This window comes from Shewanella sp. KT0246 (assembly GCF_019654955.1).
In the GTDB taxonomy this organism is placed as follows: Bacteria; Pseudomonadota; Gammaproteobacteria; order Enterobacterales; family Shewanellaceae; genus Shewanella; species Shewanella goraebulensis.
Window position 1 is genome coordinate 1 of the sequence record NZ_BPEV01000112.1, and the last position, 648, is coordinate 648.

General features: G+C 56.9%; 1 protein-coding gene. It reads left to right on the forward strand.

Translation table 11 applies throughout. The annotated features are described in order from the left end of the window. Positions 1-546 precede the first annotated feature (546 nt). Positions 547-648: twin-arginine translocation signal domain-containing protein (locus tag K5Q58_RS20670; protein WP_220755728.1), on the forward strand; the 102-nt coding region annotated here is incomplete at its 3' end.

The following is a 648-nucleotide window of genomic DNA, read 5'->3' on the forward strand; positions in this document are numbered from 1 at the left end:
TGTTTTTTTTTTTTTTTCAAGCAGAAGACGGCATACGAGATGCTCAGGAGTCTCGTGGGCTCGGGGGAAATCCTGCCCTATGGCAGCTGGTTTATGACAGGTTCGCTGATGGACAAGCCCTTGGCTTTGCTGCGTCAGGATCTGATGCAGCTGGGCTTCGAGCGCGAAGAAAACGTCAAGGAGCCGGAAGATCATGTTGCCGCCCTGTGCGAGGTGATGAGCGTATTGCTGCTGGAAGCTCCGGCCCATCAGCAACTGGCCTTCTACCGCCGCCATATCGGCAGCTGGATCATACGTTTCTTCGATACCTTGTCCCGTTGTCCCTCCGCCGCGTTTTACGCCGTGGTGGCACAACTCGGCCGGGCCTTCTTTGAAACCGAAATCAATGAGTTTGAACAGCTGGTGCTGAGCACGCCCGTGGTGGAAACCCCGGCGGTACAGATCCAGCCCAAGGCCAGCGAGTTGGCCTGAGAATTTGCCCGTGGCAACACGGGCTAAAGCATGCGGGGGAGTTTCCCCCGTCTACCTTCAACACGAGGAGACACTATGAAGAAGCAAGCTTCCGACATGGGTCGTCGTCAACTGCTCAAGGCATTGGCGATCGGCAGTGCGGCAGGCGCGGTTGCGACTGTCAGTGGTCAAGCCTTG